Annotated in this window: 13 protein-coding genes; 6 read left to right on the plus strand and 7 right to left on the minus strand. The window is 45.8% G+C overall.

The window, feature by feature from the left end:
- Window positions 1–147: 147 nt before the first annotated feature.
- The 4 genes from J0B03_RS02875 to J0B03_RS02890 are packed head-to-tail and all read right to left on the minus strand — an operon-like array spanning window position 148 to window position 4737.
- Entirely contained in the window at window positions 148–1008 is an 861-nt protein-coding gene (locus J0B03_RS02875) for an alpha/beta hydrolase (protein ID WP_207300368.1), read from the minus strand.
- An 18-nt stretch (window positions 1009–1026) separates the two neighbouring features.
- On the minus strand, window positions 1027–1599 hold the full coding sequence (locus tag J0B03_RS02880) for a nitroreductase family protein (protein WP_207300369.1): 573 nt from the start codon (window positions 1597–1599) through the stop codon (window positions 1027–1029).
- Window positions 1600–1619: 20 nt separating this feature from the next.
- A complete protein-coding gene (locus tag J0B03_RS02885) occupies window positions 1620–3002 on the minus strand; it encodes a hypothetical protein (protein ID WP_207300370.1) in 1383 nt (460 codons plus the stop codon).
- A 31-nt stretch (window positions 3003–3033) separates the two neighbouring features.
- The gene (locus J0B03_RS02890; RefSeq protein ID WP_207300371.1) at window positions 3034–4737 is read right to left on the minus strand and encodes an MASE3 domain-containing protein; all 1704 of its coding nucleotides are present in this window, start codon (window positions 4735–4737) and stop codon (window positions 3034–3036) included.
- 287 nt (window positions 4738–5024) lie between these two features.
- Here J0B03_RS02890 and J0B03_RS02895 point away from each other — a divergent pair, with 287 nt between their 5' ends.
- The 5 genes from J0B03_RS02895 to J0B03_RS02915 all read left to right on the plus strand — a co-directional run bounded on the left by J0B03_RS02895 (window position 5025) and on the right by J0B03_RS02915 (window position 10790).
- Window positions 5025–6683 (plus strand): peptide ABC transporter substrate-binding protein, encoded by a 1659-nt coding sequence (locus J0B03_RS02895; protein WP_207300372.1) that lies wholly within the window; start codon window positions 5025–5027, stop codon window positions 6681–6683.
- 111 nt (window positions 6684–6794) lie between these two features.
- Window positions 6795–7736 (plus strand): ABC transporter permease, encoded by a 942-nt coding sequence (locus J0B03_RS02900; RefSeq protein ID WP_207300373.1) that lies wholly within the window; start codon window positions 6795–6797, stop codon window positions 7734–7736.
- On the plus strand, window positions 7729–8781 hold the full coding sequence (locus tag J0B03_RS02905) for an ABC transporter permease (protein ID WP_207300374.1): 1053 nt from the start codon (window positions 7729–7731) through the stop codon (window positions 8779–8781). Before J0B03_RS02900 ends, J0B03_RS02905 begins: the two co-directional genes overlap by 8 nt.
- A gap of 8 nt (window positions 8782–8789) precedes the next feature.
- Complete coding sequence (locus J0B03_RS02910; RefSeq protein ID WP_207300375.1) at window positions 8790–9854, plus strand: ABC transporter ATP-binding protein; 1065 nt, start codon at window positions 8790–8792, stop codon at window positions 9852–9854.
- Window positions 9855–9857: 3 nt separating this feature from the next.
- Complete coding sequence (locus J0B03_RS02915; RefSeq protein WP_207300376.1) at window positions 9858–10790, plus strand: ABC transporter ATP-binding protein; 933 nt, start codon at window positions 9858–9860, stop codon at window positions 10788–10790.
- Window positions 10791–10856: 66 nt separating this feature from the next.
- On the opposite strand, the gene J0B03_RS02920 is transcribed toward J0B03_RS02915, so the two are convergent.
- The 3 genes from J0B03_RS02920 to J0B03_RS02930 are packed head-to-tail and all read right to left on the minus strand — an operon-like array spanning window position 10857 to window position 13036.
- Window positions 10857–11600, minus strand: coding sequence for an amino acid ABC transporter ATP-binding protein (locus J0B03_RS02920; RefSeq protein WP_207300377.1), 744 nt, complete (start codon window positions 11598–11600; stop codon window positions 10857–10859).
- Window positions 11597–12259 carry an amino acid ABC transporter permease gene (locus J0B03_RS02925; RefSeq protein WP_207300378.1) on the minus strand — a complete coding sequence of 221 codons (663 nt, stop codon included), beginning with the start codon at window positions 12257–12259 and terminating at the stop codon, window positions 11597–11599. The genes J0B03_RS02920 and J0B03_RS02925 overlap by 4 nt, the downstream gene beginning before the upstream one ends.
- A 12-nt stretch (window positions 12260–12271) precedes the next feature.
- A complete protein-coding gene (locus tag J0B03_RS02930; RefSeq protein WP_207300379.1) occupies window positions 12272–13036 on the minus strand; it encodes a transporter substrate-binding domain-containing protein in 765 nt (254 codons plus the stop codon).
- A 242-nt stretch (window positions 13037–13278) separates the two neighbouring features.
- Here J0B03_RS02930 and J0B03_RS02935 point away from each other — a divergent pair, with 242 nt between their 5' ends.
- On the plus strand, window positions 13279–14673 hold the full coding sequence (locus tag J0B03_RS02935) for an SLC13 family permease (RefSeq protein WP_207300380.1): 1395 nt from the start codon (window positions 13279–13281) through the stop codon (window positions 14671–14673).
- Window positions 14674–14686 lie beyond the last annotated feature (13 nt).

Below are 14686 nucleotides of genomic sequence, written 5' to 3' on the forward strand. Positions count from 1 at the left end.
TAGTCCATTTACCGATCTGCATCTCCGCAAGGTTCCACCAACCCCTTGCTCTCTGTAGGCGCATATAACGGCTTGATCTCTACTTCATAGGTTTATTTAAGCTAATTATAAAGACGAAAAAGGCCCCTGTCAAGGGCCCTCTCCTTTTTATTTGAGATGCTTGTCTAAAAACCGAAAAATTCGGTCTATTTTTTCATCCGTTTCAAATGCAGGATCTGCATGTTCGAACTCATCAAACAACTCCAATGTCACTTCATTTTTGCCGCCTTGTTTCTTGATGGCCTCCGCAAGGATCGTGGACTGCTGGTAGGGTACCACTCCATCCATTTTCCCATGTTGGATCAGGATGGGAGGCATGTTCTCATCCACATAAAGGATCGGATTGGAAAAGCGGAACAGGCCCAATATCTGCTCATAGGAAGCCCCCAACAGCACTTCTTCCGGCGACAGGTCCCCCAGATCGTCCAAACCCAGCGGTTTTACGTCGCTTTCCTCGAAATGGGGCTTCATCATGGTAAAATCCGTGGGTCCATACAAATCAACGACGGCTTGGACTACCGTATCCGGCGGGTTGGATCCGTCAAATTCCCTGCGATTCTGGGTGGCTGCAGCCATCACTGCATAATAAGCACCTGCCGATTCTCCCACTAAGGCGATCCGCTGGCCATCCAGCCCGAACTCTCTCCCTTTCTCCTTGACCCAGGCCACTACCGCTTTCACATCGAACAGTGGTTCCGGATACTTGGTTTCTACGGCCAGACGATAATTTGCGCTGATCACTCCATACCCTCGTTCCAATCCCTTTAAAAAGGGTCGAACCTGAAAATCCTGCTTGTCTCCAAACATGAAGGCCCCTCCATGCAGAAAAATGAGGACTGGATAAGGTCCAGTTCCATTCTCCGGTAAATACAGGTCCATCTTTTGATCCGCATGGTTGCCATAGGCAATGTCCAAATGTTTGTTGCCATACAGTTTTGTATCGATGTTGTCCATGTTGGTTCTTTCCATATCAAGCACCTCCCTTGATCATAGATCCAATATGATATCCTCCAGTTTGCGCTTGGGTACATGATGGACTTGTTGCGGATCGCGCCAGTACTTGATGTCTCCATCTTTTTCCACTTCGTCCAGAACCACCGTTTCTTTGGGTTTTCCCAACCCGATGACCAGGATCACTTCGTATTGAGGTGGAATGGCAAAGACCCCTCGGATCCCCTCTTCATTGGCACTGCCGAACATGCAGCCCCCAAATCCTTGTTCCGTGGCGCTTAAAAGAATACTTTGGCATGCGATCCCCGGATCCCAAAAGTAATTTTCGCTGATACTTCGATCCCCCAGCATGACGATATAAGCACTTGGCCTTTCCCCTTCTTCCGGTCCGGGCCAATCCTTCAAATAACCTGCCCATCGAATGTTCTTGAAAATTTCTTCATTCTTCTCTTCGTCTGTGGATATGATGTACTTCAAGGACTGTTTGTTCGCAGCCGATGAAGAAAGCCTTGCCAGGTCGATCCACTCCATTATGGTTTCCCGGTCCAGCTTCACCTCCTGGTAAAAACGTCGATAGGTACGGTTTTTAAGGATCAAATCTCGAATCATGAACCCTTCCTCCTTAACTTTTATTTTTTCCATATTTTGATCAGCATCCTTGCCAGGATCCCCAAAACCAGCAACCCTGCCAGGGGCACACCAAAGATCAATAACCCGTAGAGATGGTTGTTGATGTATCCCTTTATTCGGTCTGAAGTACCGATCTGCTCTTTCTCAAAAAGGGTGAACTGCAAATTTTCTGTTGGCAACTCTTGTGCAGCTGCAATGTAATTTCCATCTTCCGACCTCTCAAATGACATGCTGCTGTCGATCATGTAGGGAGCTTCCTTGGGGGGCAGGACCCTTATGGTCAAATTTTGAAAGGATTTCCAGTGTTCCGCTGGTTTCAAAAGATACTGATATGTGTAAGTAGGTGTGACCGTACGGGATCGATCCATGATCCCGCTAGTACTGTATGTGATCGTGCTGTTTTGGATCTCGTTTGCCTGAAATGGAACGTCGTACACGAAAATGATATACCGTTCCGTTGAAAGAATATGCTCCACGTCGCTTTCAGTAATAACTGCAGGTGAATGGTCCAAGCTGCGATCCAGTTCTTTTATATAAAAATCCAAATGGTCCAAGACCGTCTGTTTTGGCAAGCCACCATAACTGGATGCCGTCATGAATTCAACAATGAATGCATCCATGGGCAATTCCTCTTTTTCCAGAGAAACGGTAAAGGCATCCGTTGCTTGCCTTTCATTCCCTTCTTCCAATACCTCTCCGGAATACGTAAAATTCAAATCATTCTGCAAAGAATAGATTTTCAGTCCAATCCCATCATTCCGAATCCATGACGATGCGGTTCGTCCTCCATCCTCCCGAATTTGGTACCCGTTGAACCCCTGGGAAAAATGAGACTGGTTGCCGTTGTCCTGCCAACTCACTTCAAGATCCATGGCCTCCAGCGGTGTTTCCACGTTGAATGTGTAACAGGTCATTGCAGATTCCATGTCGAAATTCTCCGGCTTGTAATCGTTCCCATCCAGCTGTCCCAAAATGGTCTCCACCGACAAGTCCGCAAACACCTCATCCAGATCATCCACCCGATCTCCATAGACCGTCGCATGATCCACCTCTTTCCCGTCTGCAGTCAATTGAACGTCGTCCTGCAAACTTTCTGCAATGGAACCTATGATGGGAAAGGCCATGGAACTGTTCACCTTTTCAGATCCGGTGTTGATCATGGTATAAGAAGCTTCCACCCGGCCTTTGTAAGAAAAGTCGGTCTGCTCTTCTTCGGTGAAATCAAACGTCAGCACTTCTTCCGTAACAGCAATAGTAGTATTCGGATCCACACTCATCAACACGGAGATGGGAGAATCCTCCCATCGAACGGGAGTGGAATTCCCCAACACCCTTGCTGCCCAAAAGACCATTAAAAGCAAAAACAAAACCCGTCTTTTCATGATGTGCCTCCCTTTTGTCGACCTAGACCCCTTACTTTATCTCCATAATAAAGAAATGAACGTCATCTGTCCACTCCTGGTCTTTTGAAAAACTCTTTAAAGACTTCAAAACGGATCCGGAGATCTCTTTGGGCGTGGCTTTCTTGTTTTTTTCCAAGGCTTCAAAGAGTCGCTGCTCTCCGTAAGCTTTTCCTTTCGAGTTTCTGGCATCAAGCAACCCGTCGGTATAAAACATGATCTTGTCGCCTGGATCCAGGGCAATGGTGTAATTCGTAAATCCAGGGTCGTAATCCTTGCCGTACTTGCAAATGGGGAAACCCCGATGCTCAACAAAGGACACACCTCCCTTGTTTCGAATCACGGCCGGCAGGGTGTTTAGTCCAGCAGAAGAAAAGGTCATCTGCCTGGTCTGCTTGTGGATCAGACCGTAGATCATCACAGCATACATCTCATATGGGAAATCCGTATCGTTGTACTCATTGTACAGATTGCGCAAAACCACGTTTGGCATGAAAACATCATTCAGACCACTTTGGTACACCCGTTTGCTGATGATGCTCTGCTTCATAAAAATGGTCATCATGGCCGCAGGGATCCCATGACCAGCCACATCGCCAATATGAAAACCCATGTATTCATCATTCAGATCCTCCACGCCGAAAAAATCGCCGCCGATTTTTTCAAAAGGCACATATTCGCTGTAGAATCGAATGACATCAAATTCCATCTCCTTGTCCGGCATGATTGCCTTTTGGATGCTTTTGGCGTATTCGATGTCTTTCAATATCTCTTCATTTGCCTTTTGCACCTCGATGGTGCGCTGTTGGACCAGATTTTCCAAGTTGTTTGCGTATTTCCCGATTTCTTTTTTTGCCTTGCTCAGTTCCTCGTACGGGTAATAAATGTTGAATATGAAAATAACTTTAAAGATCATATAACTGGCTACAAGCTTGTACAAGTGTCCAAGCAGATTATAGGTGTCATAGACACTGGCATAGCTGGTAAAGGCCAGTTCGGAAAAAATGCTGACGATCAACGCAGCGATGAAAAGTGCCAAGGATCGTCGTCTGGCCACATGGTATTCCTTCAGCAATAAAATCAATGCAACCAGCATTATCCCGATCACCACATATTCCAACACTTGCTTGGTAAGTGTCAGTCCTTCGCCTTCCACGAACATGGCTGGAAAATAGTCGGAAAAAAAACTGATATAAATAAGAAAAAAAACGGCCAGGCTTACAGGCGGCAGGGCCATGGCTATACCTGCCGGTTTTTTTACCAGTTTGTTCATGGATGTCATGGAAGCCGCCAAGATACCAAAGGCAAACCCCATTCTGGCAATGATCCAAAAGGATGTTGCCGACTGGACGGAACTGGCCGTCAATATTCCGGGCATGCCGTCATAATAAAAAGTATGCCAAAAATCGATAAACGCAACGAAAAGCAGCATGGCGGCAGTGATCTTCATCCGCAGTCTCTTGTCGTTGTCCCCAACATAAAATACCAGCAAAAAAGCGGCAACATACATGATGATGGAGGCATATTCAATGATCATGTGAAAGATCAAGTACCTGTCGGCTATGTAAACTTGATAAATGAGATCCTCCGAAAAGCGAAAGATGTAGAACACAAAAAAAGACAGCACAAAACTTACTATGATCAACCAGTAATCACGAAAGAATCGATCCAAGGTCTTGTTCGGAGCAGTATCATAATCCATATCATTCGATGTCACATACAACCCTGCCTTTCTGCTGCATTATCCAATCATTTTGTATCAAGTATATCAATTTACACGGGTATTGTAAATTGCAAGTCGCTAAATTCGCTCTTTTCAAATTTAACACTAATGCCTGCCCTTCCTTTAACCATGCCATTTATTTCCATATTACCAAAATTAAATTGACTTCTAATTGAGCAATTTATATAATTAAAAAAGATTACTGATTGAAAATACAGAATATTTCAATAACTGTATCGTTTAAAATACGGTAATCAAAAAATTTCTCAGGGGGGGAAAATATGAAAAGATTTAAAGGAAAGAAAGCACTCTTGACTGTATTGCTCTTGTCTTTTCTGCTGATCGCAACCACGGCATGTGGCGGTGGAGATGATCCGGCAGATAATGGAGACAACGGCGGAGCAGAAAGAGAAAACGTTGTGCGAGTGCAGTTCAACGTGGAAGTTGCTTCCATGGATCCGCAAATCGCAACGGATGGTACTTCATTTGAAGTGATCGCAGCCATCACAGAAGGACTTTACTCCATCGACGCCGATGGTAATCCCATCGAAGCCATGGTAGATTCCGTGGAAAAAAGCGAAGACGGCAAAACCTACACTTTCACGTTGAAAGATGCGAAATGGTCCAATGGCGAAGCTGTGACTGCTAATGATTTTGTATTTGCATGGAGACGCCTGGTCGATCCGGCTGTTGCCAGTGAATACGCTTTCATCATGGAGATTGCAGGAGTAACAAATGCAGCAGCGATCAGCTCCGGCGAAATGGCTGTTGAAGAACTGGGCGTAACGGCTCAAGACGAAAAAACCCTGGTTGTAGAACTTGACATTCCGGTTCCTTACTTCGAATCCCTGATGGCGTTCCCATCCTTCTTCCCGGTAAACGAAGCATTCTTTACCGCAGCAGGAGACTCTTACGGAACTTCACCGGAGACCTTGATCAGCAACGGACCTTTCAAGATCACCGCTTATGAGCCAGCTGCCACCACCATTGAACTGGCAAAAAATGAAGAGTATTGGGACGCTGCCGCTGTAGCTCTTGACGGCATCGAATACCAAGTCATCAAAGACGCACAGCAATCCATGCTTTCCTATCAAAATGGAGACTTGGACGTAGCCAACCTTTCCGGTGAGCAAGTGGAGCAATTCCAGAACGATCCGGAATTCACCAATGTTGCTGCAGGCTATCTGTGGTACGTTTCTCCAAACCAAACAGTAGATGGACTGGAAAATCTAAATTTGAGAAAAGCCATCGCCTTGTCATTTGACAAAGACGCCATCGCAAACAATATTCTTAAAGATGGATCCATTCCAGCCGACTTCGCAGTACCTAAACTGTTGGCAACCGGTCCGGATGGTAAAGACTACCGTGAAACCACGGATACCTACTTGAGCATGGACAAAGCTGCGGCCGTAGAATTCTGGAATGCAGCAAAAGAAGAACTGGGCGTTGAAGAATTGACCTATACCATGATCGTGGAAGACACGGAATCTGCCATGAACGTGGCTCAGTTCCTGCAATCAGAGATCCAGACCAATTTACCGGGATTGACCATCGAATTGCAAACCATGCCGAAGAAAAATCGTGTAGAGCGCATGCAGCAAGGCGATTTTGAACTAGGTCTTACCAGATGGGGCCCGGATTATGCAGACCCCATGACTTACCTTGACATGTGGACTACAGGAAGCCCCAACAACTACGGCTTCTGGTCCAATGACGAATACGATGCCATCATCGAGTCCGCAAAAAAAGGCGAGCTGGCTCTAGACCTGGAAGCACGTTGGGACGCTTTGAAAGATGCTGAAAAAATCGTCATGGACGAAGCCGTCATATTCCCTGTCTATCAAAAGGGTGATGCCGTCATGATCCGAACCGGAGTTTCCGGAATCGAATTCCACTCCGTCGGCGTCAACAAAATCTTTAAAAACACGACAATCGAATAGAAAGAGACTACTATTCCAACAAATAAAACAGAGGACTTCAATGACGCTGTTACCATTGACAACAGCGTCATTCTGTTATTTAATTTACATCAACGAAAGGAGTATGATCAGATGAAAAAGTATATATTAAAGCGCGTCGGCATCGCAGCTTTGACCCTTCTCGTCATTCTTTTTATCCTTTTCATCATGTTGGAGTTGATGCCGGGTTCTCCTTTTAATGATGAAAAATTGACGGAAGCGCAGCGAGCCATCATCAACGCAAAATATGGCTTGGACAAACCAGTCATGTTGCGTTTTGTCAACTATGTCAAATCCATGCTCACCGGTGATTTTGGCGTATCATATAACATATCCAAAAACACACCCATAGCAGACCTTCTGCAAAGCAGGCTCCCCTTGTCATTGCGCATCGGCGGCCAAGCCATCCTTTTGGGTACCATCATAGGGATCATACTGGGTCTCATAGCTGCCATCAAGCACAACACTATTTTTGACACCTTGACGACGGTGATCTCCGTTCTGGGAGTGAGCTTGCCGTCCTATGTCTTTGCCATGGCGCTTATTTACGCATTGGGTTTTCGTTTAAAGTGGTTTCCACTGCTCTACCAGTTGTCTGCACCCTTTGAGTCGACCATCTTGCCCACAGTGGCGCTCAGCATGTTCACCATCGCTACAGTGGCCCGTTTTACAAGGACGGAAATGCTGGAGGTCCTTGGTACGGATTATATGCTGTTGGCAGAAAGCAAAGGGGTCAGTAATTTTAACTTGATCTTCAAACATGCACTTCGAAATGCACTCATCCCCATCGTCACCGTTTTGGCTCCTTTGGTGGTGAGCTTGATGACAGGCAGTCTGGTCATTGAAAAACTCTTCTCCATTCCGGGGATCGGAAGCCTTATGGTAACCGCCATCCAATCCAATGATTACAATGTGATCATCAGTTTAGCCTTTATTTACAGCGTCCTTTTTATAGCGATCATGCTGTTTGTCGATATTCTTTATGGAATTATTGACCCGAGAATTCGTTTGGCAAAGGAGGATCTCCATGAATAACGAGGAATATGTATTTGCGCCGGATGATTTTGTATTGGCTGGAAACGATCACGATGCCTTTATCGACGATACTTATTTCAAGCAGTCCTATTGGAAAGACATGCTTTCCCGTTTCACAAAAAACAAGGGAGCCGTCGTTGGCCTGTTCGTCATATTTTTGATCATACTCATGGCCATCATCGGTCCCGGATTAAACGAATACACCTATGATTTTCAAACCATCAGCCATCAGAACCTGGCACCCAGGATCGAGTTGCTGGAGCCTTTAGGCATTTTTGACGGCAGCGAGACCATGTCCACATCCACTGGAATGGTGGAAATCAACAAATACGTTTCTGAAGACGGCAGCTTGACTGGTTTGGAAGACACTTATTATTGGTTTGGCACCGATGTTTTAGGACGAGATATTTTCACACGGACATGGGAAGGTACGAGGATCTCCTTGTACATCGCTTTGGTAGCCGTTGCTGTGGACATGCTCTTTGGCATGAGTTACGGCCTCATATCGGGTTATTTTGGCGGTCGGGTAGACATGGTCATGCAACGGATCTCGGAGATCATCAACGGCATCCCAACCCTTGTCATGGTAACACTGTTGATCATCGTCATGAAACCGGGTCTGGGCACCATCACACTGGCTTTGGCAATACGGGGTTGGATCGGCATGAGCAGGATCGCCCGAGCCCAAGTCCTCAAACTAAAAGAACAGGAATTCATCCTTGCAACAAAGACACTGGGAGCGAAAGATTTCTTCATCATATTCAAGGAAATACTGCCCAACATCTTTGGCCAATTGATCATCATGTCCATGTTTTCCGTACCCAACGCCATATTTACGGAGGCTTTCCTGGCATTTGTCGGACTGGGTGTGCCACAACCATTGGCCTCGTTGGGTTCGCTGATCAGTGATGCATTCAAATCCTTTACCACTCATCCCTACATGATCATATTCCCAGTGATCGTCCTGGCACTGATCATGCTTAGCTTCAACCTGTTGGCCGACGGAATGCGGGATGCATTCGATCCCAAAATGAAGGAAATGTAGGTGAGAACATGAGCAAAAATGCAGTATTGAAAATCGAAAACTTATCCATATCCTTTGTGACCTCCGCAGGTGAGATCAATGCAATACGAGGTGTGGATTTTACATTGAACAAAGGAGATACCGTTGCCATCGTCGGAGAAAGCGGCAGCGGCAAATCCGTTACTGTAAAAGCCATCATGGGTATCCTGTCCGGCAATGGCAAGATCAACAGCGGAAAGATCGAATTTACCTATCAGGATGGAAAAAAGGAAGTGACCAAGGACCTCCTTACCCTGTCGAAAAAAGAGATTCGGGAGCAGATCAACGGAAAAAGGATCGCCATGGTTTTTCAAGATCCAATGACCTCGCTGAATCCCACCATGTCCATCGGAAAGCAAGTTATGGAGGGCATGATCTTTCACTACAATACATCAAAAGAAGATGCACATCGAAAAGCCATCGAATTGCTGGATCTGGTAGGAATACCGGAACCGGAAAAGCGAATGAAAAATTATCCCCACCAATTGTCCGGAGGCATGCGGCAGCGGATCGTCATCGCCATCGCACTGGCCTGCAATCCGGATGTTTTGATCTGTGATGAACCAACGACGGCACTGGATGTGACCATTCAAGCGAAGATCCTGGAACTGATCAAGGAGATCCAAACAAAGTTAGGCATCTCTGTCATCTATATCACCCATGATTTGGGAGTCGTAGCCAAGGTAGCTGACTATGTGGCTGTCATGTATGCAGGTAAATTTGTGGAAAAAGGAACGACGGAAGAAGTGTTTTTCGACCCTCGACATCCCTATACCTGGGGCTTGTTGTCTTCCATGCCCAGTTTGGACAGCAGCGAAGGCAGTTTGTACGCCATCCCTGGAAGTCCACCCAACTTGTTGAACAAAGTCAAGGGAGACCCCTTTGCAGAACGCAATGAATTTGCCCTAAATATCGACTTTAAAAAAGAGCCTCCCATGTTCAAGATTTCCGAGACCCACTACGCTAGTACCTGGCTGTTGCATGAAAATGCGCCCAAGGTGGAAATGCCCTCTCAACTTAAAGAGAGAATCCAGGCAATGTTGGAGGTGGATTGATCCATGGAACAAAATAAACCCCTTTTGAAAGTGACCGGTTTGAAACAATATTTTAAAGTCAGCAGAAAGTTTACCGTCAAGGCGGTAGATGGCGTTTCTTTCGAGATCTATCCCGGTGAAACCTACGGCCTGGTTGGAGAATCCGGCAGTGGAAAATCGACCATCGGTCGATCTGTCATCCGTTTATACGAACCAACGGCAGGACAGATCGAATTCAACGGGATGGACATCAGTGGAAAGCTGGATGCAAATACTACGAAAAGTCTGCGTCAAAACATGCAGATGATTTTTCAAGATCCCATGGCATCACTGAATCCACGAAAAAAGGTCATCGATTTGATCGCCTTGGGACTGGATATCCATTTTCCCCAGCTGACCCAGGAAGAAAGAAAAAACAAAGTGTACAAAATTCTGGAAATGGTCGGCTTGTCCCATGAACATGCCAACCGATATCCCCATCAATTTTCGGGCGGACAGAGGCAGCGGATCGGTATTGCCCGAGCATTGATCATGGACCCGGAATTGATCATCGCAGACGAAGCCATCAGTGCTTTGGATGTGTCCATTCAAGCCCAGGTGGTCAATCTGATGAAAGACATCCAACGGGAGACCAACATCGCCTACTTGTTTATCGCCCATGACCTGTCCATGGTAAAGTATATTTCCGATCGCATTGGAGTACTTCACTTGGGTCATCTGGTGGAAACGGGTTCCAAAGATGAAATTTTTGCCAATCCGGTCCACCCTTATACCAAGTCTCTCTTTTCCGCCATCCCGGAGCCGAATCCTCGAACGGAAAAAGACAGAACGGCGCTCAACTACAATTACTACACCAGCGGGATCGATTATCTTAAAGGAAAACTAACAAATATTAGCGGTACCCACAGCGTGCTTGGAACGGAAGAAGAGATCGCCAAGTGGACAGGAACGAAGTAACAGCAACGTATTGAAAAATCCCCATCGCCAAGAGATCGGCGATGGGGATTTCTTTTTCTTTCTTTTTCAAGCAGTCAGTACCTTGTTTAAAAACTCAATAGTTCTGGGGTTTTCCGGATTGGTAAACATTTTTTCCGGTGTACCCTGTTCCATAATGATGCCTTCATCCATAAACAACACACGGTCTGCCGCATCTTTTGCAAAACCCATTTCATGGGTCACCACCACCATGGTCATACCCATGGACGCCAGCTCCTTCATGACGGCTAAAACTTCTCCCACCATTTCCGGATCCAGTGCAGAGGTCGGTTCATCGAACAACATGACGTCCGGTTCCATAGCCAACGCTCTGGCTATGGCCACCCTCTGCTGCTGACCGCCTGACAATTGTCTTGGCATGACATCCGCCTTCTCCGACAACCCGACCCGGTCCAACAGTTCCAGTGCTTTTGCCTCTGCATCTTTCTTGCTTTTGAGCTTCAGCTCCAAAGGTGCCATCATGATGTTTTGTTTGGCACTCAAATGGGGAAACAAATTGAACTGTTGAAAAACCATGCCGATGTGTCGTCGAACTTTGTTGATGTCCGTTTCAGGTTTAGTGATCATTTCACCGTCTATAACGATCTCGCCATCCGTTGCCTCTTCCAGGCGATTCAAACACCGCAGGAATGTAGACTTGCCGGACCCGCTGGGTCCGATGACACATACCACTTCCCCTTTTTCGATGTTGACGTTGATCCCTTTCAAAACTTCCAGCTTTCCAAAATACTTGTGCAAATTCTTTACGACGATCTGGGCTTGTTCGGTCATATCTGCACCTTCCTTTCAACCACTTTGCTGATCTGAGTCAACGCAGTGATCACCACCAGGTACATCAAGGCAACCCAAGTGTAGGTGGCAAAGGAATCCATGGTACGGCCCACATAGATCCTGGCTTGATAGATCACTTCCCCAAAACCGATGACGGAAATGATGGAAGAATCTTTCAATGTAATGATGAACTGGTTGACAAGGGATGGCAAACAAATACGCAATGCTTGTGGTAAAACGACTTTCCGCATGGCTTGACCTTGAGAAAGCCCAAGGCTTCTAGCAGCTTCCATCTGCCCTTTTTCCACCGCATTGATCGCCCCTCGGAAGATTTCCGACATGTAAGCACCTGCATTCAATGTCAATGAAATCAACGCTGCATCAAATGCAGTCAACCGTACGTTATAGCCCATAAATTGCAGCAGTTGAGGAATGGCAAAGTAAATGTACATTACCTGCACCAGCATTGGCGTTCCTCTTATGAGCCAGACATAGGCTTTAGTGATGTATCGAAGCGGTGTTTTGGAAAGACCCATCAAAGCGGCGACCATCCCCAACACCAATGCCATGATCAATGCCAAAACCGTTACCTGAACAGCAATGCCCATTCCCTTGAGGAGCAACGGGCCTGCTTCTGAATATACTTTGCCTAAATTCATACGTTACCTCTTTTATTCTGCTGCGATATATTTGTCGATGATTTCCTGATATTTCCCGTTGGCTCTTATATTGGCCAATCCGGCATCAAACATTTCCAGCAGTTCTGTATTTTCGCCCTTCATGACGGCAAACCCGTAAGAAGAACCTTTTTCCATATCTGTGACCATTTTCAATCCGTTTCCTTGAGAAATTCCGTATCCCATGACCGGATAGTCTTCAAAACATGCGGCCGTGTTACCAGTTTTTACGTCTTCATACATCAAGGGAGATTCTTCAAAATAAGTCAATTCAAAACCATATTGGTCTTTGATGCTTTCGGCAAATGTTGCACCTTCCGTTCCAACTTTCACTGCAACGGTTTTTCCTTCCAGATCTTCGTAAGAAGTCACTTCCGTGTTGGAAGCGCTGATGGCCATGACAACACCAGAATCATAATATGGTTCGGAAAAATCATATTTCTCTTTTCTTTCGTCCGTTATGCTCATGCCTGCAATAACGGCATCTGTTTGATTGGATTCCAAAGCAGCAACTGCTGCACTGAATCCCAAGGGGTTCAATTCGTATTCAAAACCCTGGTCCTCCGCGATGGCTGCCAACAGCTCGATATCGATCCCTACATAATCTCCCTCCGCATTTTGGAATTCAAAAGGTGCAAAGGTGGTATCTGTTGCAATGTTATATACTTTGTCTTCTCCATCTCCGGAACCTCCGGAACAGCCTATTGCCAAAGCCAATACAAGGACCAAAACAATTCCCATTACTAATTTTCTGTTCATTCAGTAAATCCTCCTTTTCCCATTAAAAGTTTTCTTGCTTCATTATACATGATTCTCCTGAAAATATGAACTCTTTAATCCATTTTTATACAAAACGGTGTCTTCAACTGCATTTTTACTAACTTTTCATTTTTCCATCCTGTTCTTTGAAAACTTAAATATTGATTGACATTTTGTATAGTTAATGCTATTTATTATTTATAAGTCACTAAACATTGATTAAAATTGAAAGGTTGGTGTGTATGAAAAAGTCGCATGTCTTTGGTATCTTATTAGCCATTTTCATCCTGGTAGGAATGCATTTTGTTCCAGAAAGTCCAGGCCTTACTGTTCAAGGGATCAAGACCTTGGGAATTTTGTTGGCGTTGATCGTCTTGCTCGTAACGGAGCCCATCCCCATCGGCGTCACCTGCATCCTTGGGATCGCCTTCATGGTAGCTTTCAAGGCAGTTGACACCGTTGCCCAAGCCATGGTTGGATACACCAACCAAATCATGCTTTTCGTCGTTGTATCATTTGGTATTTCCTATGCCATCACCAAAGTTCCTCTTTCCCGTCGTCTGCTCGTATTGCTGATCAAAGTCTTTGGCAGTAAGATCAACATGATCCTGTTGGCATTCATGCTCAGCGCAGCCGTTCTTTCTTCCATCATGTCCAACGTAGCGACTACTGCTGTTCTTATCAGTGTCGTATTGAACTTTTTAACCATTTATACCGATCCAGTGGAGAAAAAACAAAGCGGCAAGGCCTTTATGATCGGATTGCCCATCGCTGCCATGATCGGCGGCATCATCACGCCGGCTGGATTTTCATTGATCTTGCTGATCATGGATTTTTTGGAGAAACAAGTAGGAATCACCATCACTTTTGTCCAGTGGATGGCATTGGGCTCCCCCATCGCATTTGTAACCTTGTTTTTTGCCTGGTTTCTCATTTGCAAAGTATTTAAACCTATTGAAGTGGGCAAGGAGCGAGTCGATGAATATGTAGCCAATATCGGAGTGGAAGAGAAGATGTCTTTCAAAGAAAAATATGTGTTGACCGTAGTCATCGTCATGTTCATTCTATGGGTCCTCAGCTCCTGGTTCCCGGTCTTCAATATCGCAGTTGTCTCCGCCATTGGATTCGGGTTCATGTTTTTGCCAAAAATCGAGATCCTCACATGGGACGAATATGTGGGCACGGTCAGCTGGGCCGCATTCTTTCTAGTCGGTACCATGCTGTCTTTGGGCAGCGCACTTTCCGCTAGTGGTGTCAGCGTTTGGTTGGTGGAAAGCATTTTTCCGGCGACCTTGGACCTTCCGGTTTCCATCATTGCATTTATCTTGAGCATCATCATCTTTATTCTGTTGATCCCCATCCCTTTGGGACCCGTCCTCATCACCATGTTGATGGCCCCCTTTGTGGTATTGGCTGGAGCTTACAACATCTCACCGGCAGTTTTGCTGGTACTGTTGGTCATGGTGGCATCCAACTGCTACATCCTGCCTTTGGACACGGTTCCCTTGCTGACCTATATGACCGGATACTACAAAATGAGCGACATGCCGAAAGTATCCATTGCCATCCAAATCTTTATGGCGGCCATGATCGGCATTTGGGTTCCCATAGGATTGAAATTGCTTGGTATCGCTTAAGAAAAAGCGCTCT

This window comes from Alkalibacter rhizosphaerae, assembly GCF_017352215.1.
In the GTDB taxonomy this organism is placed as follows: Bacteria; Bacillota; Clostridia; order Eubacteriales; family Alkalibacteraceae; genus Alkalibacter; species Alkalibacter rhizosphaerae.

Excerpts from the sequence above, each read along its gene's own strand:
- J0B03_RS02875 (WP_207300368.1), bottom strand. The coding sequence starts at position 1,008 with ATGGAAAGAACCAACATGGACAACATCGATACAAAACTGTATGGCAAC.
- J0B03_RS02880 (WP_207300369.1), bottom strand. The coding sequence starts at position 1,599 with ATGATTCGAGATTTGATCCTTAAAAACCGTACCTATCGACGTTTTTAC.
- J0B03_RS02885 (WP_207300370.1), bottom strand. The coding sequence starts at position 3,002 with ATGAAAAGACGGGTTTTGTTTTTGCTTTTAATGGTCTTTTGGGCAGCA.
- J0B03_RS02895 (WP_207300372.1), top strand. The coding sequence starts at position 5,025 with ATGAAAAGATTTAAAGGAAAGAAAGCACTCTTGACTGTATTGCTCTTG.
- J0B03_RS02900 (WP_207300373.1), top strand. The coding sequence starts at position 6,795 with ATGAAAAAGTATATATTAAAGCGCGTCGGCATCGCAGCTTTGACCCTT.
- J0B03_RS02905 (WP_207300374.1), top strand. The coding sequence starts at position 7,729 with ATGAATAACGAGGAATATGTATTTGCGCCGGATGATTTTGTATTGGCT.
- J0B03_RS02910 (WP_207300375.1), top strand. The coding sequence starts at position 8,790 with ATGAGCAAAAATGCAGTATTGAAAATCGAAAACTTATCCATATCCTTT.
- J0B03_RS02915 (WP_207300376.1), top strand. The coding sequence starts at position 9,858 with ATGGAACAAAATAAACCCCTTTTGAAAGTGACCGGTTTGAAACAATAT.
- J0B03_RS02920 (WP_207300377.1), bottom strand. The coding sequence starts at position 11,600 with ATGACCGAACAAGCCCAGATCGTCGTAAAGAATTTGCACAAGTATTTT.
- J0B03_RS02925 (WP_207300378.1), bottom strand. The coding sequence starts at position 12,259 with ATGAATTTAGGCAAAGTATATTCAGAAGCAGGCCCGTTGCTCCTCAAG.
- J0B03_RS02930 (WP_207300379.1), bottom strand. The coding sequence starts at position 13,036 with ATGAACAGAAAATTAGTAATGGGAATTGTTTTGGTCCTTGTATTGGCT.
- J0B03_RS02935 (WP_207300380.1), top strand. The coding sequence starts at position 13,279 with ATGAAAAAGTCGCATGTCTTTGGTATCTTATTAGCCATTTTCATCCTG.